At 65.8% G+C, this 20,883-nt stretch carries 22 protein-coding genes; 17 read left to right on the top strand and 5 right to left on the bottom strand.

From position 1 onward, the window contains the following. Positions 1–918: 918 nt before the first annotated feature. The 10 genes from CCS01_RS19135 (at position 919) to CCS01_RS19180 (ending at position 5,925) form a co-directional block, all read left to right on the top strand. Positions 919–1,131, top strand: coding sequence for a helix-turn-helix transcriptional regulator (locus CCS01_RS19135; protein ID WP_146101843.1), 213 nt, complete (start codon positions 919–921; stop codon positions 1,129–1,131). Between the two features lie 2 nt (positions 1,132–1,133). Next, on the top strand, positions 1,134–2,198 hold the full coding sequence (locus CCS01_RS19140) for a helix-turn-helix domain-containing protein (RefSeq protein WP_104520369.1): 1,065 nt from the start codon (positions 1,134–1,136) through the stop codon (positions 2,196–2,198). Further along, the gene (locus tag CCS01_RS19145; protein WP_146101844.1) at positions 2,191–2,688 is read left to right on the top strand and encodes a hypothetical protein; all 498 of its coding nucleotides are present in this window, start codon (positions 2,191–2,193) and stop codon (positions 2,686–2,688) included. Before CCS01_RS19140 ends, CCS01_RS19145 begins: the two co-directional genes overlap by 8 nt. Next, positions 2,681–3,157, top strand: a complete 477-nt coding sequence (locus tag CCS01_RS19150; RefSeq protein WP_104520371.1) for a DUF6362 family protein — start codon at positions 2,681–2,683, stop codon at positions 3,155–3,157. The genes CCS01_RS19145 and CCS01_RS19150 overlap by 8 nt, the downstream gene beginning before the upstream one ends. Next, positions 3,154–3,510, top strand: coding sequence for a hypothetical protein (locus tag CCS01_RS19155; RefSeq protein ID WP_104520372.1), 357 nt, complete (start codon positions 3,154–3,156; stop codon positions 3,508–3,510). The genes CCS01_RS19150 and CCS01_RS19155 overlap by 4 nt, the downstream gene beginning before the upstream one ends. A gap of 58 nt (positions 3,511–3,568) precedes the next feature. After that, positions 3,569–3,877 carry a hypothetical protein gene (locus CCS01_RS19160; RefSeq protein WP_104520373.1) on the top strand — a complete coding sequence of 103 codons (309 nt, stop codon included), beginning with the start codon at positions 3,569–3,571 and terminating at the stop codon, positions 3,875–3,877. Between the two features lie 168 nt (positions 3,878–4,045). After that, positions 4,046–4,693: a hypothetical protein gene (locus CCS01_RS19165; RefSeq protein ID WP_146101845.1), complete on the top strand. Its 648-nt coding sequence runs from the start codon at positions 4,046–4,048 to the stop codon at positions 4,691–4,693. Between the two features lie 179 nt (positions 4,694–4,872). Then, positions 4,873–5,334 carry a hypothetical protein gene (locus CCS01_RS19170; protein ID WP_104520375.1) on the top strand — a complete coding sequence of 154 codons (462 nt, stop codon included), beginning with the start codon at positions 4,873–4,875 and terminating at the stop codon, positions 5,332–5,334. 178 nt (positions 5,335–5,512) lie between these two features. Further along, positions 5,513–5,716: a type II toxin-antitoxin system HicB family antitoxin gene (locus CCS01_RS19175; protein WP_104520376.1), complete on the top strand. Its 204-nt coding sequence runs from the start codon at positions 5,513–5,515 to the stop codon at positions 5,714–5,716. Beyond that, positions 5,713–5,925: a type II toxin-antitoxin system HicA family toxin gene (locus CCS01_RS19180; RefSeq protein WP_104520377.1), complete on the top strand. Its 213-nt coding sequence runs from the start codon at positions 5,713–5,715 to the stop codon at positions 5,923–5,925. Before CCS01_RS19175 ends, CCS01_RS19180 begins: the two co-directional genes overlap by 4 nt. Before the next feature lie 85 nt (positions 5,926–6,010). On the opposite strand, the gene CCS01_RS19185 is transcribed toward CCS01_RS19180, so the two are convergent. After that, complete coding sequence (locus CCS01_RS19185; RefSeq protein WP_104520378.1) at positions 6,011–7,330, bottom strand: tyrosine-type recombinase/integrase; 1,320 nt, start codon at positions 7,328–7,330, stop codon at positions 6,011–6,013. Positions 7,331–8,515: 1,185 nt separating this feature from the next. On the opposite strand from CCS01_RS19185, the gene CCS01_RS19190 reads away from it, so the two are divergent. The 7 genes from CCS01_RS19190 to CCS01_RS19220 all read left to right on the top strand — a co-directional run bounded on the left by CCS01_RS19190 (position 8,516) and on the right by CCS01_RS19220 (position 17,515). Next, a complete protein-coding gene (locus tag CCS01_RS19190; protein ID WP_158258491.1) occupies positions 8,516–9,352 on the top strand; it encodes an HpcH/HpaI aldolase family protein in 837 nt (278 codons plus the stop codon). Positions 9,353–10,133: 781 nt separating this feature from the next. Beyond that, positions 10,134–11,351 (top strand): CaiB/BaiF CoA transferase family protein, encoded by a 1,218-nt coding sequence (locus CCS01_RS19195; RefSeq protein WP_104520380.1) that lies wholly within the window; start codon positions 10,134–10,136, stop codon positions 11,349–11,351. A 682-nt stretch (positions 11,352–12,033) separates the two neighbouring features. Then, the gene (locus CCS01_RS19200; protein WP_193540151.1) at positions 12,034–12,300 is read left to right on the top strand and encodes a hypothetical protein; all 267 of its coding nucleotides are present in this window, start codon (positions 12,034–12,036) and stop codon (positions 12,298–12,300) included. 547 nt (positions 12,301–12,847) lie between these two features. Then, positions 12,848–13,492, top strand: a complete 645-nt coding sequence (locus CCS01_RS19205; protein ID WP_204848355.1) for a hypothetical protein — start codon at positions 12,848–12,850, stop codon at positions 13,490–13,492. A gap of 13 nt (positions 13,493–13,505) precedes the next feature. After that, entirely contained in the window at positions 13,506–15,773 is a 2,268-nt protein-coding gene (locus tag CCS01_RS19210) for an OmpA family protein (RefSeq protein WP_204848356.1), read from the top strand. Further along, positions 15,770–16,273 carry a Rab family GTPase gene (locus CCS01_RS19215; protein WP_104520381.1) on the top strand — a complete coding sequence of 168 codons (504 nt, stop codon included), beginning with the start codon at positions 15,770–15,772 and terminating at the stop codon, positions 16,271–16,273. Before CCS01_RS19210 ends, CCS01_RS19215 begins: the two co-directional genes overlap by 4 nt. A 48-nt stretch (positions 16,274–16,321) precedes the next feature. Beyond that, positions 16,322–17,515 carry a PP2C family protein-serine/threonine phosphatase gene (locus CCS01_RS19220; protein WP_158258492.1) on the top strand — a complete coding sequence of 398 codons (1,194 nt, stop codon included), beginning with the start codon at positions 16,322–16,324 and terminating at the stop codon, positions 17,513–17,515. Positions 17,516–17,662: 147 nt separating this feature from the next. On the opposite strand, the gene CCS01_RS19225 is transcribed toward CCS01_RS19220, so the two are convergent. The 4 genes from CCS01_RS19225 to CCS01_RS19240 all read right to left on the bottom strand — a co-directional run bounded on the left by CCS01_RS19225 (position 17,663) and on the right by CCS01_RS19240 (position 20,480). Further along, positions 17,663–18,100, bottom strand: coding sequence for an ATP-binding protein (locus tag CCS01_RS19225; protein WP_104520383.1), 438 nt, complete (start codon positions 18,098–18,100; stop codon positions 17,663–17,665). Positions 18,101–18,106: 6 nt separating this feature from the next. Continuing rightward, a complete protein-coding gene (locus CCS01_RS19230) occupies positions 18,107–18,445 on the bottom strand; it encodes an STAS domain-containing protein (protein WP_104520384.1) in 339 nt (112 codons plus the stop codon). Between the two features lie 108 nt (positions 18,446–18,553). Next, the gene (locus CCS01_RS19235) at positions 18,554–20,131 is read right to left on the bottom strand and encodes a Na/Pi symporter (protein ID WP_158258493.1); all 1,578 of its coding nucleotides are present in this window, start codon (positions 20,129–20,131) and stop codon (positions 18,554–18,556) included. A gap of 37 nt (positions 20,132–20,168) precedes the next feature. Then, positions 20,169–20,480, bottom strand: coding sequence for an STAS domain-containing protein (locus CCS01_RS19240; RefSeq protein ID WP_104520386.1), 312 nt, complete (start codon positions 20,478–20,480; stop codon positions 20,169–20,171). Positions 20,481–20,883 lie beyond the last annotated feature (403 nt).

A 20,883-nucleotide genomic window follows, 5' to 3' on the forward strand; every position in this document is an offset into this window, starting at 1 on the left:
GGGGAGGGGGCATGGCCTACGGCGACTGGCGGGAACACCCGCGCAAGCCCCCCGACCAAATTCGCGGCAGCAAAAACCCCCGGAAAAATTGTCACTGACGGAATTCGCCCCGGCCGAGGCACCCACGGTGGCGGACTCGAGCGCGGGCAGGGCAGGATCGTGGTGGCCGGGCTGCCGAGGGGGTGGTGATCGTCCCCTTGTGGGCTGATGTCCGGCGCCTCGGTCCGGGTGCAGGCGTGGTGGCTTGGTCCCCGACATCGCCGGGCGGCAGGGTCGCGGGCGGGGCGCCTTATCGGCCTGCCTGCCGGGTGGAAAGGTCCTGCAGGTCGCCGTGGTGGCCGGGCTGCTGACCTGGTGCTCGGTCGCCGGGCCGGCGCCGGGGACCTTGCTGGCCAAGGATCCGTACGTGATCGCCGGGTGCCAGCTGCCGGGCGTCCGCAGTCTGAGCAGCCTTCGTCGGCATCGAGGTGCCGCGGTGCAAGGCCGCAGGCGCCGGGGAGGCCTCCCCTCGTTGGCTTGGGTTGCTGCTTGGTCCAGCCCCCGGCCGCGTCGGCATGGGCCGGGGCGTGGTGGCTGAGCACGGGCGCCTGTCGGCAGGTAGCGGCGGCGCCCGCGTGGCCCATCCGCAGGCAGCGCGAATAGTGAGCCACGGGCGCCGCGACTCGGCCCGCCGGGCACCTGCGACCCGGGACGGAAAATCACTGGGGTTGAGTTTATTGGCGCGTGGTGGGGGTGTCGCGAAGCCATTACTCAAATGATTTGATTTATAGTGCTCCATCAGCGGGCTTTTAATCATGGCATTTGATTTTATTAGGCAAATTCAGTCGTTTTCTCGTGATCCGTGCTCTTTTCTGTTGAAAGGCATTCCGTGTCGGATGATGTTGCTTGTCAGCAATCACTGATGGAGACCGGCACGCCATGGCCGAAGTTGTTCTTCTCACAAAGAAAATGGTCGCCGCTCGGCTTGGCTGCACTGAGCGGACGATTGATAACCTGCTCAATTCGGGAGACGGGCCGCCGTCGATCAAAATTGGCGGCCTGCGCCGCATCCCGGCTGCCGAATTTGAGGCGTGGATCGCTGCGAAGCTGGCCGCGGCGCGTCGGCCGGCCGCCACGCCCGACGCAGGCTGACGATGAGCCTCCGTAACCTGTTATGGGCGATCGAGCAGCGGCACCTGTCGCCCACACGCAAGGTTGTGCTGCTGGACCTGGCCGAGCGGTGCGGGGAATCCCGGCACTGCTGGCCCTACGTCGAGGAGATCGCGGCACGGTGCAATATCACCGGCCGCACTGTGCAAACAACGATCGCCGAGCTGGAAGCCGCGGGCCTGATCGCGGTGGAGCGGCGCCCCCGTCAGACGACGGTCTATTACCTCGAAATTCCGGAAGAATTTGCACCTCTGAAAGGCCAATCTCAAAGCCGGAAAAATCTTCACCAGAAAACGGCGACATGTTCTCCGGAAAACGACGACACTTTATCCGGAAATCCACGACAGGTTCTCCGGAAATCTACGACAGTTTCTCCGGAAATCCACGACATTCCCTATATAGTTAACCACCAATATCCCTCCAAAGAACCTCCAAGGAACCACCAAGTACCTCCCAATGGGCGTGCGCGTGACGCCGAGCATGATAACTCACAAGATTTGAATTTCAGCACAGGGGACAAACAACCCCACCTTGGCAGCCAGGGGACCCAGCACCGGCTGCCTGGCATCGAAACCCGTCAACCACCATCCGTGCCTGCGGCAGCAGCACCCCCGTCCGCCCCCCGCGAGCGGCGCACGGCGGCCCGGGGGGGCGATGATGCGGCCTTCGCGGCGTTCTGGTCGCTCTACCCGCGGAAAGAAGCCAAAGGCCGGGCGTTGACGGCATGGGGGACGGCGATGCGCAAGGTCGGCGCCGATCAGATCATGGCCGCGCTGGCAGCCTACCGCTTTAGCGACGAGCCGCGCTTCATTCCCCACCCGGCGACCTGGCTGAACGACGAGCACTGGCACGATCAACCGACCACGGCCGCCCGGCAGCGCCGACCATCTGCACCGACCACGGCGAGTGAGCGGCGCGACGCCAATGCGCTTGGCTGCCTTGCCCTCTTGCACAACGGCATCGCGCCCACGCCACCAGAGGCCAACCCCTACCAGCCGGATGAAAGTTTCGCCGGCACAACCTTGGAAGGAACCTGCGATCATGTCTGAACGCCTGCCCCGGCGCCTGCCCCTACCCGCATTGGCGCTGCCGATCATGCCGGATCTTGCGCAGATCCCGGCGCCGCTGGCGCAACTGCTCGCCTCGCCGGATTTCAGCAACCGGCTGGGCACGCCTGCTGCGCTCGCGGTTCAGGACTCGGCAAAGGCCGAACTGGATCGCTTGGCGCCGTTCTCCGCGCCGGTGAGCGCCGGGGTGCTGACCCTGTGGATCGCTCCGATCATGGCGTCGGTTGCAAATCCTCGCTCGCCCGAGGCGTTCCAGCCGTGGTTCGCCGCGTTGCAGATGGCCGTGGCCTACATCCCAGCCGCCGCCTTCAACGAATCGACGCAGCGCATTGCCTTGCAAACGTTCAAGATGTTCCCTACTGCCGCCGATGTTTGCGAAGTCGTTGCAGATGCTTCCCGCAGCATCGTCGATCGCGTGGAAGCGCTGAAAGCGATCATCAACGCCAAGCCCCGCGGAGGCGCCCATGCGTGAGGCGGCCCGCCCTGCGGACGTCATCGACGCCGATTACGTGAAGGTGCGCCTGGAAGAAGCCGGTGCCTGCCTGCTGGCCCTGCCGTCGCGGGGCACCCTGCCGGCGGGCTACCGGACCGCCTGGCCCGAGATTGTGCGGGCCGTCGAGGCTTGGTTCAGCGCGGTTGCTGACGGGCCGCAGCGCCCGCCGGCGCCGAGCCCGCGGAAGATCTCCGAAATGGATGAAGTGTATTTCACATGGCTGCCGCTGGTCAGCCCCGGTGCCGTCCAGACCCGCCAGCTGCTGTGGCTGCGGTCCCTGGTCAATCCGGTGAACGACAAGCACCTGTGGCCTTGGCGCCGACTGCAGGACCGGCTGGGCCTCAATCGCGAGACGCTGGCGCGCTACCACAGCAACGGCATCGACCGAATCGTGACGAAGCTCAACAACCCGGACTGGAAATCTTCAATGGGATCGGAGCTGCCATGACAGGCGCCACGCCCGCCGCCATCGCGGTGCCGGTGACCATCGCCGCCATGACGGCTTGCAGCGCCCGCGGCGGCGCTCCCGTCGTTTCTCTGCCGTGCCTGTCCATCATGGCCGGCAGCCCCGCCGACGCTTGGGAAGCGGCCGCTCTGGCTGACCTGACCGGCCTGCACATGGTCACGGTCGCCGAGTCGATCCGCTGGCTGCACCGCCACAAGGCGATCCGCATCGCCACGTTGGCGACCGGCGAGCTGGGCATCTTCCCCATCATCGAGACGTTGACCGCCGGCCCGCCTGCCAAGGCTGGCTCGCAGATCCGCCCGCGCGGCCGCCCGCGCCTAGATGCGCCGGCATGATCACCTCCACCAGCGGCCAGGCCACCACGCGCCCGCCGCGCAACCAAAGGGAATGCCTATGACAAGTTCAAGCCTACCGCCGGGCCTGCCGACGCTGCGGCCCGCCGATACCGTCACTGATCCTACGCTGTTCGCCCGCGCCCGCGCCCGATGGCCAGGCCACCGCGTCACGGCCGCCATGCTGGCCGATGTCGCCCGCCTCGAAGGCCGCCCGCTCTACGTCCCGGCCACACCGGAGGCCGTCGCCGCCGGGCTCGACGAAGTCCGACGCGAGAACTCCCGCGCCGCCGCCGCCGCCGGCGTGCAGCAGGACTATGCCCGCATGGGCTTTGATCCTGCCGCCGATTATCACACCAAGAGGGACTGACCATGCCGAAGATCGCCAACACCACGCCCGCTCCCGCCGCCCAGGACGGCGCCGCGGCCCTGTCCGCTACCTCGGCCTACCCCCAACGCGGCCGAGGCGCCTACGGCCTCGCCAGATGCCGCTACGGCTGTGGTGGCTGATCCGGTTGCCGCGGCTGCTGATGCCGTCGTGTCCGCGCGACTGCGCCACCAGATGGCGCAGGAGCAGCTGGCCGAGGCGCGTGAGCTGGCGGGCAAGGCCGAGGCGGCCCATGCGGCTGCCGTGGCTGACCATCGGCGCCTTGTTTCGGCCGGCGCCGGAATCGACGAGATCCGCAGCGCCCGCACCGCCGCGGCTGACGCTCGCGACCAGGCGGACGGTGCTGCCGCAGGCGTTCGCCGAGCCGAGGCCCATGTCGATCGGGCCGAAATCGACGCCTTGCGGGCCGGAGCCGATCACGTCGCCTGCCAGCACCGCACGGCCGTCGATCGGCTGATCCAGGCTGCCGAGCTGGTCGACCAGCACTTCGCCGCCGCCCAGGCGGCGCTTGCCGCGCTGCGGGATGCCGACGCGGCCGTGCAGACCGCCCACGCCGCCGCCCACGTGCACAACCAGACCGTGGCCTACGCCCGCGGCACAAACAAGATGCTGGCCGCCCTGCCACCGCCTGAGCAACCCATCACCCGCATCGGCCACGTCCGCCTGCCCAGCTACGTCATCGCCTACCGCGGCCAGGACCTCGGCGATGGCGGCTACATGCCGGATAACCGCACCACTATTGCGCCAAGCCTGCGGGCCAGCTTCAACCTGCCGCCCGCCGCTCCGGGAGCCGCATGACGATGCACGCAAATCGCATCGGCAAATCGCGCCGCGCCGCGAGACGCGGAATGGCCACCATCGGCCGCTCCGCACGGGCTGCCGGGCTGGCTGTCGCTCATACAGACGACACACCCGCACGCCGCCCCCTCGAAAATCGAGACGCCGCGCGGCTGCATCAACACAGAGGAGGATGAACCATGGCCGGGCGCAAGTGCTCCATCTGCGCTCATTCCCAGCGACGTGAGATCGACAGCGCGGTCATGGACGGTTGCCGTCAATACGACGTCGCTCGCCGGTTCAAAATCAGCCCGGACGCCCTCAGCCGGCACGTCCGGGCTGGCCACGCCACGGCCGCGTCGTCAGCAGCGCCGGCACCAGCGGCACCACGGCAGCTTGATCCGCTGGCCGCGCTGCTGAACACTCAGGCGCGCCTGGTCCGCATCCTAGATCGTGCCGAGCGGGCCGACCGGGGCAGCATCTTCGTGCAGGCCGCCCGCGAATTGCGGATGACGATCGCGGAAATCGCTCGCCTGACCGGCGCCGTCGGCGCGGACGGCCGCCTTGTTGGCCACATGCCCGTTGGCGCGTCAGGCGACGATGCCACGCGAGCCCGGATCATGGCGAAGCTGGCAGCGTTGGCGCCTCGATCTCCGGGATAACCAAACCAGCCGGGCGGCCGATACCATCGGCGGCAGGCTGCCAGGCGCGGCGGCATCGGGTCATGGCGATGCCGCCGCTGCCATGTTGGCCGGGGCTTTCACCGCGCCTCCAATAATTCAATTTGCTTCAATATCCAGGCATCCCATATTGTTTCCGCACAGTTCGCGGAGAGCGCCGATGCTGGACGTTGACCTTGAGCCTGAGGCTGATGGCCGCTGGCTGGCCGAAGTGCCGTCGCTGCCAGGCGTCTTGGCTTACGGGAGCACACGGGCGGAGGCATACGCCAAAGCCACCGCGCTTGCGTTCCGCGTTATTGCCGACCGGATTGAGTGCGGTGAGCCGGTTCCGGCCGAGGCGCGTAGCCTCTTTGCCGCGGCATGAGCGAATGGCCGGCCGCGAAGGCGGGCACGGTGTTGCGCGGGCTGTATCGGATCGGGTGGATCCTCAAGCGGCAGAAAGCCTCGCACCGGACACTGGCCCGGGCGGGCTGGCCCGATTACGTGTTTGCCTTCCATGACGCCGAGGAAATCGGGCCGCGCATGATGGCGCGGATCGCCAAGCATACCGGGTTGCGGCCCGAGGATCTGTAGGGGTTGCCAGGTTGGCCGGCGGCTTGAAGTCCGATCGCGTGAGGACGCGCCGCGGCCGGGCTGGGCATGGCGGCGCATTGTGGGATCACGCCGCGCCGCGGGTTGGCAGCGGAACGACGTTGGTAGCGCCCTCGCCTGCCATCATGGCACGCAACCGTTCGGCCGTGCGGTCGGCAACCGCCTTCGCAGGGTCCGGCGCCAGGTGGCTGTAACGCTCGGTTGTGCTGGCCTGCCGATGTCCAAGCAGCTTGCCCACGATGAATAGGCTGTCGCCTCCGGCAACGGCTGTGCTGGCAAAGGCGTGCCGCAGATCATGGATGCGAAGGTCAGGCAGGCCCGCCAGCGCGCGGACTCGCTGCCAAGGCTTCTGGATGCCGATGAACGCCGCGCCGGCCCGGTCGCCTGGCAGGACATGCGGGTTCGCGCCGAACCGGGGCAACTCCGCCAGCACTGCCAGCGCGCCGGGCGGCAGGTACAGGTTCTTCGCTCCGGTCTTGCTGTCCGGCAGCCGGGCGATGCCTTGCGCCGCGTCAATCCACTCCCAACGCAGCGTGAGGATTTCGGACAGCCTAGCGCCCGTGAAGATCAGCAGCCGGAAGGCCGCGATTGCGCGCCAGTCCTCTGCGGTGGACCGGCGGGGCGTCCGTGCATCAACCCACTTCTTACGCTCACCCGTCGGCATGTTCATCGCCTCGGCTTGCCGGTCGAGTTCAGCCCGCCATGCGGCCTTCGTTTCGTCTGTCCAGGCTTCGGCGGCCCGGTCCAGCGCATCCCCCAGGCGTGCCAGCTCCGGCGCCGTCAGTAGCCGCTCCCGTGGCTTCTCCGGGTAGCGGTCGATATGACGGCACGGATTGCTGTTGTCCGGCCGCTCACCAACCTTCTCCGCCCATCCGAGGATGGCAGACAGCAGGGCCAGCGCCCGATTGGCGGCAACCGGTGTCTCACGAAGGGCCGCGTGCATCCGAGCCACATCTGCCTTGCCGATGTCCCGAATCTTCTGCTTGCCGATCCGGGGCAGGATGTGGATTTTCAGCAGCCGGGCATCTTCGGCGCGCGTCCGGGACTTCTTCATCGGCTGGGCGTATTCGGTCATGTAGCGAGCCGAGAAGGCGGCAAAGTCCGGCGCGGCCTTCTCACCGGCCCGTTCCGCCGCGATGTCCTTCCCGTCACGGATCAGGCCAAGGAGCCGCTTCGCCTCGCCCCGGGCTTTGTCGGCCTTCCACGCGCCCTCCCCATGCCGCCCGATGGTCAGGATGGTCTGGCGCCCCTTGATCCGGGTCTTGACGGCATAGTGAGGCGAGCCGCCCCGGTGGCGAACCATGAAGCCCCGCACGTCGTCGTCGAACACGACATCGCCGGGCTTCAACTCACCTATGACTGCCGCTGTGATCCGTTTCGTTGCCATGCTGCACCCGTGGTATCCAAAGCCAGATTGGATACCAAATGGATACCACGCACGCTGATGAAACGCAATGAAAGGCGACGCAAAAGATCAGGAATAGTGCGGGTTTCAGTGTGTCATTTCGTATGGCTTCAGGTGCAGATTGATGACTGGGGGACTGGGGGTCGTGGGTTCGAATCCCGCCGCTCCGACCAGGGATTTCAGGAGCTTGGCGGGATGCTGCTTCCAGCAATCCTTTCGGTGGAAGCACCCGGGAAGCGCTGTAGCATCGCTGGCCTGTGCCAGGTGGTCTGCTCACGATTTGCGTGACCCGCCCGCATTTGCACACGCAGTCTGCGGTGGAAGCCTTGCGACTCGGGGCTCCAACTAAACTGCGCCCGGTTCGACGACCGCGCTTGCCAGCCCGCAACCAGGACACGCGTCCATGCACGCCGCTTCAGGACCGAATTGCCAGAGCGCGGTTCCAAATTGGATGCGCTTTAGCCGCAAAAGCCCGTCAGATGAGTTAAATAGCGCCTTTTACTTATTATAAGCAGCAAAATATCTATGAGGCACTACCGACGGCAGAGCTAAGGCTCGAAATTGTCCCAAAATCTTGGCGCGACAGCCGATTACACTAATATATTTGGTGAAAATTCGCGTATTTGTAACTTCCGGTTATTCAGCCAGTCATTTTGCTGCCTTTGCTGGTAAAGCGCGGCGCAAGAAACTCAAGCGACGACAATCCTATTGCGACCGTCGCGGCACCAGCCGGAACTGGGACTAACGACCGTCGTTAACCGCCGCCGACCCGGTGGCCCGCGGAGGGGGGATCTGGCCACGCCTCACCCCCTCCCCCCGGTCGCTAGGGGTCGCGCTCATACGAGCAGCATCCGGAGGATTTCGTGCCTGTGATGCCGGGGGCTGGCAACCAGCGGTCGAGTAGCACCGGGCCAAGCCAACACCTGATGCTGGTGGATCTACTGGGCGGTTGGCTGTCGGTCGGCCACGCGGTGAGCCCAGCCGGATACCGGGCATGCAGCCCGCGATGGGGGCTGGCCGGAAGCGGGCTGGCAGGTTCCGAGGATGCTGGAGCAAGAAGCTGCCAATCCCCAGCCTTGGCCTGGCGCCGGCCGTCCAGGTCGCGCACATGTCCTGATCAAACGACACTGGCGGTCCGCGCCCCAATCATCAGAGGAAACGACAACCATGCGCCCCAACCGCCTCCGCCAGAAGCTGAACGCCGGGGAACCGACGATCGGCACGCACATCCTGTCCACCTGGCCCACGCTGGTGGAGCTGATCGGCGACGCCGAGAACTACGACTATGTCGAGTTCACCGCCGAGTACGCGCCGTTCACCATGCATGACCTCGACAACCTCGGCCGCGCGTTCGAGCTGAAGAACCTCGCCGGCATGATCAAGATCGAGCAGAAGCAGTACACGCATCAGGCGATGCGGGCCATCGGATCGGGCTTCCAGAGCGTGCTGTTCGCCGATATCCGGACGGTGGCCGACGCCGAGTTGTGCGTCGCCGCGGTGCGTGCCGAAACCCCTGGCACCGGCGGCCGGCTCGGTGTCGGCATGCGGCGCGATGTGGCCACCGTGCTGGAGGGCGGCTCGCCGGCCTATGTCGACGCGCTGAATGAGGTGGTGATCGCCATCATGGTCGAGAAGCGCGAATGCGTGGAGGACCTGGAGGCGATCCTGTCGGTTCCGGGCATCGACATGGTGCAGTTTGGGTCGTCGGACTTCTCCATGAGCCTGGGGCTGACCGGGCAGCGATCGCATCCGGAGGTGGTGAAGGCGGAGCGCAAGACGATCGAAACGGCGCTGAAGATGGGCAAGCATCCGCGTGTGGAACTGGCGGATATCGCGGGCGCGAAGCCGTACCTGGCGATGGGGGTGAAGCACTTCTGCATCGGGTGGGATGTGCGGATTCTGTACAACTGGTGGCGAACGAACGGGGCCGGCATGCGGGCGATGCTGACGGGTGAGGCGGCGGTGGCTCCCGCGCCCCAGCCGGTGAAGACCGGTACTTATTGAGGCGCCGCACCGGGGCGAAGTGCATTGAAGCGCACGCCCTTGCTGAGGGACGAGCCCGCTTGCGGATGAGGCACTCTTGGGCCTGCGGCGGCAACCGAAAAGGGTCAGCGTAACGCCGCGTTGGATTGATCTGCTGAGCACACAAAGCGCTGTTGCGTGCGTCAGGTCAGCAAGCAAGCCCGTCGCGGCGTGCCACTACCGCAGATGGATGCTAACCCATCTTATTCACGGCAATGGCCCACTGTAGCCAACATCGTAGGAATCCCAGGGGTTTCGTCCTTTTGGGCTGTGGCAAGAACCCGCGATAAGGTAATCGCCCGCAAATTCATGATTCAAAAAGGCTTTCCGTCAATTCCCGACTCACCCGTGAATAAGATGGGCTAAACGTCGCGAACACGAATTCAGGGCGGGCGACCAAAACGACGACAATGACACTGGCCACGTCCGCGATACCACCCATCAGTCAAGCTTGAACATTCGCGCTTCGGCCAGCAGATTCTAAGTGTCTGTCCGAGAATTTCCCCTTATTTTCCAATTGGTTACGGACGGCGCGGTGTCGTTCATCCGCGGAAACCGCCACTACTTTCGGGACTGTTCCGCCACCAACAGTGGGTTAGCCCCTTGATTTCATTGACTTCCTTCTCGGACGGACACTGAGGGCTGCCAAGAGCCCATCAACGGGCGCTACAGCGTTCTTCCGTGCCTGCGGTGCCATGCTTGGCGCCGCAGCGGTTGGTCGGATCGTACGAATAGTGGGATTGTCGTCTGAAGGGGTGACCTGATGGATCTGTCGTTCTTGTCTGGGGTGCGTGTGCTCGATCTCACATCCGTCGTGGTGGGGCCATCGTGCACGCAGCGCCTGGCGGATTTCGGCGCAGAAGTGATCAAGCTTGAGCCTCCGGAAGGCGATGTGCTGCGCTCGTTGGGCGGACCGTCACCATCCGGCAGGCACTCAGGCATGTTCCTCCACTTCAATCGCAAGAAGCGAATGCTGTGCCTGAACCTAAAGCAGCCCGATGCCCGCACGGCGCTGCTCAAAGTCCTGGATGGTTGTGACGTGCTGGTTTCCAACATGCGCCCGGATGCTCTTCAGCGCCTCGGACTGGATGCGGTGTCGGTTCGCTCGACGCGCCCGAACCTGGTGCATTGCATGATCACCGGATTTGGACCTGGTGGGCCGTATCGCGGCCGGCCGGCCTATGACCCGGTCGTGCAATCCGTGGCTGGTATCGCGGGTCTCTCGGAGCGACGGGATGGCGCGGCTCGGTATGCGCCACTGCTCATTTGCGACCATGTGACTGGCGAGATTGCCGCCGGCGCCATCATGGCCGCGCTCGTCGGCCGCGCGCGCACCGGTGTCGGCTCGACGATCGAGGTGCCCATGCACGAGACCATGGCGGCGTTCGTCCTGCAGGAGCATCTGGGCCCTGCCACCTTTACACCGCCACTGGGCCCGGCCGGTTATGCCCCTCTGCTGGATCCCAATCATCAACCCGTTGCCACCGCGGATGGATGGATCACGATATCGGCCGCCACGGACGCGCAAGTGCGGTCATTCCTGACCACCATCGGAAGGTCGGAACTGCTCGATGATCCGCGGTTCCGCACCGTTGCCGATCGCATGCGCAACGTCGGCGCCTGGATCGAGGTTCGCCGGGCCGCAATCGCCGCGATCAAGGAGCAGACGACGGAGCATTGGCTGACGGTGCTCGCTGCGGCCGACGTGCCGGCCGCGCCCTGCCACACGCTGGAGACCATCATGGACGATCCGCAGTTGGCGGCCGTTGGCTTGCTGGTTGCGGAGACGCACGACCAGGAAGGTGAGATCCGGTCCATTCGCCCGACCATTCTCGACGACGGGCTACCAGGGACTGTCGGGCGTGCCGCCCGCCCGATCGGGTGGGACACGCGCGTGGTGTTGACAGAGGCTGGTCTGGCCGAAAGCGAGATTGGGGCGTTGCTCCAAATGAATGCCGCTCATGATGGGCAAGCTGGCTAGTACAGCCCGCCGGAAATGCCGCCCCCGTTGGATGGGGCAGAAGGCCCGCCGCCCTTGCCCCTGGCCGCCATTGGCAGGGGATGGAAATCGGGGGCTGAAGCCGCGGCAGTGGCAGCGCCCTCCGGAACCGTCCGTGCCTGCGCATTCTTCCTTGATTTTCAACACGGAGAAAGCGGAGGTCCACGAAGCGCCACGGAGACCGGACCTTACTGGCGACCGGGACCGGACAAGCCGCATTCCTGGGCCGGCCATCCACGCCTTCTGTGATCAGCACGAGGCGTGGATGGTGGCCCGGAGCCTGTGCCCGGGCTTGTCCCGGGTAGCCGCCATGACGGGGAAGCCTCGATGCGCCGATCCGGCGGATCGGTGATTTCGCCGCAGATCCGTTGTACCTGGCGCACGGCCTGCGCCGCATCGTTGGCTGACTCGTTCACACCCTTGGTGGTCCTCGGTGGTCCTTCGCGTTCTCCGTGTTGAAAATCGGTCGCCAATCCAGGCTCTGCCGCTGCCTTGTCCCCCGGGAGACGACACTGCCGCTCGTCGCAAGAGCCCAGCAGGGAAAGGGGGCGGGATCTCCGGCGGCCGGTACTAGCGGAACTGGCCGGGGCGCAAGACGATTGCGTCGCCGGCCGGGGCGGCATCGTCCGCTCGGTGCATCGTGTCCAGGTGTGCGGATCCAGACATGGTCGAGGCGCTGGCGCAGGCGTTCCGCTGGAAGCGCATGCTGGACACCGGCCGCTATGCCTCGATAAGCGAAATAGCGGGAGCCGAGAAAATCGACCGCGGCTACGCAGGGACCATCTTGCGGCTGACCTTGATGGCGCCGGATATCGTTGAGTCGATCCTGGATGGTCGCCAGCCGCCGGAGTTGGGGGTGCCTACATTGCTGAAGCCGTTTCCACCCGACTGGAGCAAGCAACGCGATCGCTTGATGAACGATATTTCGTAACCAAAATGACAGCCGCACCATACTGAAGTGCCGCCTGCTTCGCATTGACCGGTCCGGGCGCGGCTTAACACGCGCTATACTAAGCTCAGAGCTGCCGGCGGGCGAGCGGGACTTCGGCGATCTCGACATCCTTTGCCTGGTAGATCAAGCTGCCCCAGCTTTATCCGGTCCGATCAGCCACCACAAAATTGTAACCGAAACGCAGAACGTAGCCGTTTGTCCCTGCCCGACATGTCCCAATTATCGCTCTTCACCCATCGGTTCCGGAACGATGAATGCAAGGCTTGCCGTAGGACTCTTGCACACCCCCAAGGGGTCATGTCATAGATCTTTCAGGGCTGATGAATTTCGGCGACAGCCTGGGTTGAGCGCTTCGATCACAATGGTGACGGGCGGTTGCTTGGCTCGCCGCGTTTCGGCGGGGAGCAGGGACGACATCCCTGACACGCCATGATGATGGACTGCCGTCGGTAATTTTGGCTTTATCGTAATCGCCTGATCAAACAGTCTCGCACGCAAGCGTCACGTTATTCGGGAGGTCAAGTCAGTGGCCGTCGCACCATCCAAGCCAAATGCTGAATCGCCGGATCAGACGGAGGCCATCCTTGCAGGCAACGGACAAATTCCGGGCAGCGAGGCAGCGGTTGGCGTGGACAAGATCCGCGACCTGCTGTTCGGCAATCAAATGCAGGACTATGATCGCCGGTTTTCCAAACTGGAGGAGCGATTCCTGCAGCGCTTCAAGGACATCGAGGCCGATACTGCGCGCAATCTTGGCGCGTTCGAGTCGAATTCAAAGAAGCAAATTGAGTCAGTATCAACTCAACTACGTGAGGAGAAGGACCAGCGAGTCGACGCCGAAAAAGGCATCGAACGGACAATGCGAGATCAGAACGAAGGGGTGGAAAAGCGCCTCCGTGCCATCTCCGACCAGCTCAGTCGTCTGGAACGCGAGATCGGCGACCGCCTGACCCAGGAAGTCCAGTCGTTGCGCGACGAAATAAAGCGCAAGCACGAAGACACCAACCACACGATCGAAAAAATGTTCGCCGAGCTGAGCAGCGTCAAAACCGACCGCAATCTGCTGGCCGGGCTTTTCGTCGAGGTCGCGCGCTGCCTGAACCAGGACATCGCCACCAAGAGCAACGGCAACGGCGTCGCCGCGCCTGGCCGAACCTGGCCCGCCGCCTGATCCTCCTGCCGCGGTGAGCACGTCATCGCCCGACCCGCTCGACTGGCTGCTGCGTGCGCCGCCGGGCGATGACGGAATTGACCGCAAAGCCCTTGCCGGGCTGTTCCTCGACATCGCGCGCAGTGTCAGGCCTGATCTTGCCACCGGGCTCGCGGGTGCGCCCGCTACCGATATCAGGCTGGAACAGTTGCGCACGTTGCTGATGGGCCACGAGATCGCGGTGCTCGCGCGGTTGAGCGGCATCCTGGAGGATCCCGAGCAGCTCGCCGCCGCGGTCGGACGCATCCTGCCCTCCGCTTTCGCCCGGGCGCAGGGCGACGCCCGGCTCGGGCAGGTGCTGGCGCCGTCGCTCGAGAAAGCGACGCAGACCTCGGTTCGCAACGATCCGCACACCTTGCTCAACATCCTCTACCCGCTGATCGTCCCGGCGATCCGCAAGTCCATCGGCGAGACGATCGACAAGACATTCCAATCCCTTAATGAGTCGCTGAAGTACAGCCTGACGTTGCGTGGCCTGGCGTGGCGCTGGGAGGCCTGGAGGACCGGGGTTTCCTTCGCCGAGGTCGTGCTCAGGCACACGCTCGTTTACCAGGTGGAACACGTCTTCCTGATTCACCGCCACACCGGTCTGCTGATCTCCCACGTCGCGGCCGAGAACGCGGCAACCCAGGATCCGCAACTGGTGTCCTCGATGCTGACCGCGATCCAGGATTTCGTCCGCGATTCATTCAGCGGCGCCGAAAACCAAGGTGTCGATACGATGCGGCTGGGCGAACTCACCGTCTGGTCGGAGCCGGGGCCAATTGCGACACTGGTTGCGGTGATCCGCGGCAAGCCGCCGGAAGATTTGCATGAAACCCTCGGCAACGCCCTCGCGCGGATCCACGCTGAGCGGCACCAGGCGCTGGAGGACTTTGACGGCGACAACGCCGATCTCGCCGATGTCGAGGCCGAACTGACCGAATGCGTCGCGCTGCGGCAGCAGCGGCCGCAGCGTCAGCCCTTCGGCTTCCCGTGGCTTGCCCTGCCTATCGCGGTGGCCGTGCTGCTCGCGGTCAGCGCCTGGGGCGTCCGCCGCTGGCAGGAGGACCGACGGTGGGATGATTACATCGCGCAGTTACGGGCGCAGCCGGGCATCGTGGTCACCAGCACCGGGCGGCGCGACGGCAAATTCATGGTGACCGGCCTGCGCGATCCGCTCGCCATCGATCCGCGGCAGGCGCTCGGCGCGGTCGAGATCAACCCGGCCGACGTCGTTGCAAGCTGGGCGCCGTATCAGGCGCTGGATCCGGTCAGCGTACTGCGGCGGCTGCAGGCCTCGCTCGATCCGCCTTCGAGCGTCGCGCTCAGCATCGAGGGCGATCGCATCAAGGCGGATGGCTCGGCACCCGCCGCCTGGTTGGAGCGTGCCCGCGCCGCCGGGCGGGTGCTGCCGACGGGGGCACCAACCCTCGACCTCACCGCCGTTCGCAATCTCGATGCCCCGGCCGATCGGCGGTGGGACGAGTATGTGGCGCGGCTGCGGGCGCAGCCGGGGATCGTCGTCACCGAGGCGGAGCAGCGCGACGGAAAGTTCCTGATCGCCGGATTGCGCGATCCGCTCGCCCTCGATCCGCAGCAGGCGCTGACCGAGGCGGCAATCGATCCGGCGCATGTCTCTGCCCACTGGGCGCCGTACCAGGCACTCGATCCGCAGATCGTGCTGCGGCGGTTGCAGGCGACACTGACCCCGCCGCCGAGCGTGCGGTTCGCCGTTGCCGGTGACCGCATTGTCGCGCAAGGGTCCGCGCCGTCGCTCTGGCTGGAGCGGGCCCATCTGGCTGCCCGCAGCCTTCCCTCCGGCGCGCCGGTGTTCGACCTGTCCGCGGTGCGGACGCTCAGTGACGGGGCCATCGGCAGGCTGCGCGACCAGATCCAGGCACGCACCATTCGTTTCAACCACAACGATCCGCTGCCCGCACCCGGGCAGGGCGCGCTGATCGATGCGTTGGCCGGCGAACTGAAGGCGCTGGAGACCCTGGCGCCGATCCAGCACGTCGTGGCACGGGTGATGCTGACCGGGCATTCCGACTCGGTTGGCTCGGGGACTTTCAACCTGTCGCTGAGCCTGGCGCGTGCCGAAGCCGTGCGGGCGCTGCTCAGGAAGCGCGGAGTCGATCCGGATCTGCTCGCCGTGCGCGGCGCCGGCAATCTGGAGCCGGTGGATCCGACCGGCACCGAGGCCGCGCGTGCGGCCAATCGCCACGTCTCGTTCACCGTCGGGCTCGAGGAACGGCCATGACCGCGACACTGCAAAAGAAGATCTGCATGCTCGGCGCCTTTTCCGTGGGCAAGACCAGCCTGGTCAGGCGCTATGTCGAGAGCGTGTTTTCCGACACGTATCTCACCACCGTCGGCGTCAAGATCGACAAGAAAACCGTCGATCTGGCGGGGCGGGCGGTGAACCTGATCCTGTGGGACCTGGCGGGCGAGGACGACATCAGTGCGCTGCGGCTGAGCTACCTGCGCGGCGCGGCCGGATATGTGCTGGTGGCCGACGGGACGCGCCCGGCGACGCTGGACGTGGCGATGTCGTTACGAGGCCGCGTCGAGGCGGACTATGGGCCGCTGCCTTTCGTTCTGCTGCTGAACAAGAATGACCTCGCCGGACAATGGGCGATTCCGGATGGCGACATGGACGGACTGCGCACCAACGGCTGGTGGCCGCGAGCGACCAGCGCACGGACCGGCGAAGGCGTGGAGGAGGCCTTCATGGACCTCGCCGTCCGCACCGTCCGCTGACCGATGCGGGGCCTGCCCGCGCCGGTGGCCCATCGGTTGAATGCCTTGATGGTCCAGGAACGGGCGGTCGCGTGGCTGCGCATCGGCGCGGACCTGACGCTGCTCGACGCCGGCGGCGAGCTGGACCATTACGGGCTGACAGCGATTTGCCGGGGCGAGCCGGTGGGAGAGCAGGCGCTGTTCCTCGAAGGGCTGCTGCCGCTGTTCGAGTCGCCGTATGTCGTTCCGTCCATCGGGCTGACGGGCGACATCGCGGCTGATGTGCATATCCACGAGGACGCTGACGGCACCTGGGTGCTGCTGCTCGACGTCACGGCCGAACGTGATGCGACGCGGCGGGTGCAGCAGAAAGCCTATGACATGACGCTGCTTCAGGAAAAAGAAGCGCTGCTGAACCGGCGGCTGGAGGCGGTCAACGCGGCGCTGCGCGAGACTCAGCGGGAACTGGAAGCCTCACGCGACCTGGCGCGGCAGGAGCTGGAACGGAAACAGCTTGAACTCGCCGAAGCGCGCACCTTGCAGCTTGCGCTGGCGCCCCCGCCGTACCGAGGGCGCATCGGCGCCCGCGCCGTGGCCGTCGATGTCGTCCTGGAGCCGGCCAAGGAGGTGGGCGGCGACCTGGTGGACCATTTCCGAATCGGCAATGATATGCTGGTTTTCCTGCTGGGCGACGTATCGGACAAGGGCGCCGGGGCCGCCTTGATGATGGCAAGAACCCATGCGCTGTTCAGGGGACTCATCAACCGTCCGGATGCGCCATGGTTGTTCCGGGCGCCGGAGAACGCGGTTGGTCTGGTGAACCGGACGCTGGCGGAGGGCAATGCAGGCTGCATGTTCGTGACCCTGCTGATCGCCACGTTCGATGCGGCGACGAATCGGCTGACCTATACGCGGGCGGGGCATGTGCCGCCCTTCCTGCGCCGGTGCGGCGGCGCGGTCGAGCGGCTTGGCGCGGCGGGCGGCCTGCCGCTTGGCTTGAGCGAAGACGCCGTCTACGCATCCGCCGCGGTGACGCTGGCGCCGGGAGATGAAGTGCTGACCGTCACCGACGGTATCACCGAGGCCATGGACCAGTCGCAGTGCCTTTTCGGTGAAGAAAGAGTTGCGGGTGTGATGCGCCGTGGTTGCGTAGCCGGTACGTCTCTGTTGCAACAACTGCTGGCGGGGGTCAGGGCTTTCGAGGCCGGTGGCATGCAATCGGATGATATAGCGGCCGTGTTGGTGACGATTGGAACGTCGTAGCATGCGTCCCGGCAATCGGCCATGGCAGCGGTGGCGCCCATGCATTCCGCCTTCCTCTCGAATCTGTGCGCGAGAGAAGCGAATCGTACCCGCCGGATCGCGGCGAGATTTGCTGCCGCGAAAGGCAAGGTCAGGGGCGGTTTGGTATCAGCTCTTCTTGGGAATGGCGTCAGCGCCGGTGGCGGGACGCACGAACTTCATCGTCAGGCGGTTGCGGCCAGCTTTCGTTTCGTAGCCGATGTCGCTGGCGAAGGAGCGGATCAGTTGGATTCCCCAGCCGCCCGGGACGGCATCCTCCAGGGTCGCCGGGCGAACCGGCGGCGGCACGGCGCGCGGATCGAATGGCGGGGCGGAATCCTCGACGGCAGCGACCAGCGTGTCGTCCTGCCAATCCAGTTCGACCGCGATGTCTTCTCCGGCGGTCACCGGCGTGTGCTTGATCAGGTTGGCCACCGCCTCCTCCAGGCACTGGCGCAGCGCGAACGCGAGCCTGGCCGGAATCGCCATCTGATCCTCGCGGGCGTCGAGCCAGGCGGCGAGGCGGCCCATCTCGGCCCGATCGTGCGCCAGCGTCAGGCGAACCACGGCGATCTAGCCGTCGAATGCGGCGATGGCTTCCGCCTCGTCGCGGACGATGGGCAGCAGGTCGGTTACGCCAATGGTTTGCAGCACCTGCTCGACCTCGGAGCTCGGGCTGAGCAGCAGCAACTTGCCGCCGCGGCGCTGGATGGTCTTGGCGCCCAGCACGAGTGTGCGGATGCCAATGGAGGACACGAAGTTGACCGCCGACAAATCCACCAGGACATGGCGATTGGACCCCGCCACGGCGCTGAACGGCAGGTCGAACGCCGCCGCACCGGCCGCGTCGAGGCGGCCGGCGAGCACGACCCTGGCGATATTTTGTGACAAAGCCGTGACGTGCATGTCCATGGCGGATGGATCCTCACCGTTGGCATCCGAAGTTTACGCGCCGAAGCGCCGCATAGAAAGTCGTCCGCCGGCGCTCAGACCGATGCATCCAGCGTCATGGCGATCGCCTTATTGCGCTGTCTGAGCTGATTGCAGCAGCAAGGCGTAGCGCTGCACCAGCCAGACGGCACGCTCGAACAGGCTCGTCAGCCGGTAGACCGCCTCCTGGTTCGCGGCCCTGACCAGGCGGCGGCGCATCGCGTCCACCACGGTGCTGCGGTCGGAACTGATCTGTTTCAGCAGTCCGATGTTCTCCGCCTCGCTGTCGCGCGCGGCGTCGTCGGCGCACATCAGCACCGCCCCCAGCCCCTGGGTCAGCGCGTCGGCCAGATTGGCCGCCTCCCCGGGAGGCATCCGGATGCGCGTCAGGCCGAGCTGGAATACCGCGTCGTGCAGCAGCCGCAACACCTCGTTGCGGGCCCGCAAATTGACCAGCTGATCCAGCCCGCCGGGTGGCAGGGCGGCGGTTTCCCCCGCCAGGCCGGCAACATTTGCAAGAAAGCGTTCGATCTCCTCGGACAGCCGCTCGATGCTGGCGGCCACGGCCGGGTCGGGATCCTCGAGCGTGGCGGCCAGTTGGCCGACGACGCGCGCTTGCTCCTTTTCGGCCAGTGTCAGGGCGATGTCGCCGTCGCCCACCGCGGCATCGTAGATGAATTGCGGCACCGCCAGGCTTTCCGCCCGCAGCGGCGGCGCCACGGCCGCCAGCAGCCGGCCGATGGGATGCGCCAGCAGATAGTAGCCCGCAAGCGCCGCGATTTGGAGGAAGACGTAGAGGAACGCCAGTTGCCGCCCTTGCTGCTGCACGACGGCCTGCAGGCCCGTCTGCAGGAGCGGCCAGCCGGTGGCATCCTCGAGCAGGATGAGCGGGCTGAGCAGAACGACGCCGAGAAGCTTGGTCAATCCCTGGAACAACACGAGCTGGCGCTGGCTGCCGCGCGCACTGGCACCCATCAGCATCACGCTGGCGCCCGAGCCGAGGCTGGCGCCGAGCACGAGGAGCACGGCGCCCTGGGGCGGCAGCAGACCCAGTTGGCTCGCGATCACCGCGATGATCGTGGTGGCCGAGGAGGACTGGGTGAACAGCGTGGCGGCAAGCCCCACGACGAACGCGATCGGCCCGGAGGTGCCGACGATACGCATGATGGCGGCCAGCACGGCACCGCTGCCGAGCTGCCCCGTGCCGGCGCGCAGCAACTCCAGCCCCAGGAACAGCATCGCAAGGGCCAGCACGGCTTCCATCACCTGGCGCCGGATGGTCCCGGCCCTGGAGTCGATGAACAGCCAGATGCCGGAGATCCCGAGCAACAGCAGCGTAACCGCCTGCAGATTGATCGACGCCAGGATGACAAGCGCCGAGGTGCCGAGATTGGCCCACAGCAGCAGGGGCATCGCGGTGACCATGGGCAGCAGGCCGGCGCTGACCATGCTGACGAGAATAAAGGTGATGCCGTTGGTGCTTTGCAGCAGTGCGCCGGCAACGGTTCCCGCCAACGCAACCGCGCCCGGCTTCCGGCCGTGCACGGCGACGGCCCGGCGCAGCGGCCGTCCGCCAAGCTGCAGCATCGTGGCCGACAGGTTGCGGATCCCGGTGAAGAACAACCCGAGACCACCCAGGATGGAGGCGATCCCCAACAGGGCGATCATGGCGCGCCTATTGTCCCGAGCCCATGGCCGCGCGGGCTCAGCGCAGTGCCGCCAGGGCGGTTTGCCGATCGGCATAGACCGGAACGATGGCGGCGAAGCCGCTGATGTCGAAAACCTCGGCAACCTGGGGCTGCAATCCGCACAAAGCCATGCGGCCGCCGGATGCGCGCAGGCGCTTGGCGGCTATCAGCAGGACCCGCAGGCCGGCACTGCCGACATAGACGAGGTCTGCGAGATCGATCAACAGCCTGCGGGTCTCCGCCTGCGTCGCCGCCATCATTTCGCGCTCGAATGCATATGCGCCGGCGGTGTCGAGCCGGCCGGCGGGCATCAGGATCGTCTCTGGCATTGAAATCTTCCGTTAGCCGAATGAGGAACGACGCACTTCTTAAAGCATTTTCACGCCGAGTGGAAATAGCCAAGCCGCCGGTACTCCTCGACCTGCGCCTCGGTTTCCGCAGCCCCCCCGGCAAGCTTCCCGTGCGCTCTGCAGGCCTCTGCGATCCGGCGCACGGCGGCCAATGGATGCTGACCCATCATGCAGGTGCAACTGGCGTGATAGCAGGTGCCGCCGTAACGGCGCGCATAGTCCAGCAACTTGCAAGGGCCTGGTCAAAGACCGGTATGACCCGACTTTAGCAGTTTGACGGAAAAAGCATAGCTTTATCAGTGCTCTAGTTTTTTAGGCACCACACCCTCAGGCTGCGGAAATACTTGCCTTGTCTGTCGGCACCTCCTGATAAACTGGCGGC

The sequence above is a fragment of the Rhodopila globiformis genome, assembly GCF_002937115.1.
Lineage (GTDB): Bacteria > Pseudomonadota > Alphaproteobacteria > Acetobacterales > Acetobacteraceae > Rhodopila > Rhodopila globiformis.

Coding starts and splice junctions, on each gene's coding strand:
- CCS01_RS19190 (WP_158258491.1), top strand. CDS start 8,516: ATGCGCCCCAACCGCCTCCGCCAGAAGCTGAACGCCGGGGAACCGACG.
- CCS01_RS19145 (WP_146101844.1), top strand. CDS start 2,191: ATGTCTGAACGCCTGCCCCGGCGCCTGCCCCTACCCGCATTGGCGCTG.
- CCS01_RS19240 (WP_104520386.1), bottom strand. CDS start 20,480: ATGCCAGAGACGATCCTGATGCCCGCCGGCCGGCTCGACACCGCCGGC.
- CCS01_RS19185 (WP_104520378.1), bottom strand. CDS start 7,330: ATGGCAACGAAACGGATCACAGCGGCAGTCATAGGTGAGTTGAAGCCC.
- CCS01_RS19150 (WP_104520371.1), top strand. CDS start 2,681: ATGCGTGAGGCGGCCCGCCCTGCGGACGTCATCGACGCCGATTACGTG.
- CCS01_RS19220 (WP_158258492.1), top strand. CDS start 16,322: ATGGTCCAGGAACGGGCGGTCGCGTGGCTGCGCATCGGCGCGGACCTG.
- CCS01_RS19230 (WP_104520384.1), bottom strand. CDS start 18,445: ATGGACATGCACGTCACGGCTTTGTCACAAAATATCGCCAGGGTCGTG.
- CCS01_RS19195 (WP_104520380.1), top strand. CDS start 10,134: ATGGATCTGTCGTTCTTGTCTGGGGTGCGTGTGCTCGATCTCACATCC.
- CCS01_RS19140 (WP_104520369.1), top strand. CDS start 1,134: ATGAGCCTCCGTAACCTGTTATGGGCGATCGAGCAGCGGCACCTGTCG.
- CCS01_RS19170 (WP_104520375.1), top strand. CDS start 4,873: ATGGCCGGGCGCAAGTGCTCCATCTGCGCTCATTCCCAGCGACGTGAG.
- CCS01_RS19160 (WP_104520373.1), top strand. CDS start 3,569: ATGACAAGTTCAAGCCTACCGCCGGGCCTGCCGACGCTGCGGCCCGCC.
- CCS01_RS19175 (WP_104520376.1), top strand. CDS start 5,513: ATGCTGGACGTTGACCTTGAGCCTGAGGCTGATGGCCGCTGGCTGGCC.
- CCS01_RS19215 (WP_104520381.1), top strand. CDS start 15,770: ATGACCGCGACACTGCAAAAGAAGATCTGCATGCTCGGCGCCTTTTCC.
- CCS01_RS19200 (WP_193540151.1), top strand. CDS start 12,034: ATGGTCGAGGCGCTGGCGCAGGCGTTCCGCTGGAAGCGCATGCTGGAC.
- CCS01_RS19155 (WP_104520372.1), top strand. CDS start 3,154: ATGACAGGCGCCACGCCCGCCGCCATCGCGGTGCCGGTGACCATCGCC.
- CCS01_RS19235 (WP_158258493.1), bottom strand. CDS start 20,131: ATGATCGCCCTGTTGGGGATCGCCTCCATCCTGGGTGGTCTCGGGTTG.
- CCS01_RS19180 (WP_104520377.1), top strand. CDS start 5,713: ATGAGCGAATGGCCGGCCGCGAAGGCGGGCACGGTGTTGCGCGGGCTG.
- CCS01_RS19135 (WP_146101843.1), top strand. CDS start 919: ATGGCCGAAGTTGTTCTTCTCACAAAGAAAATGGTCGCCGCTCGGCTT.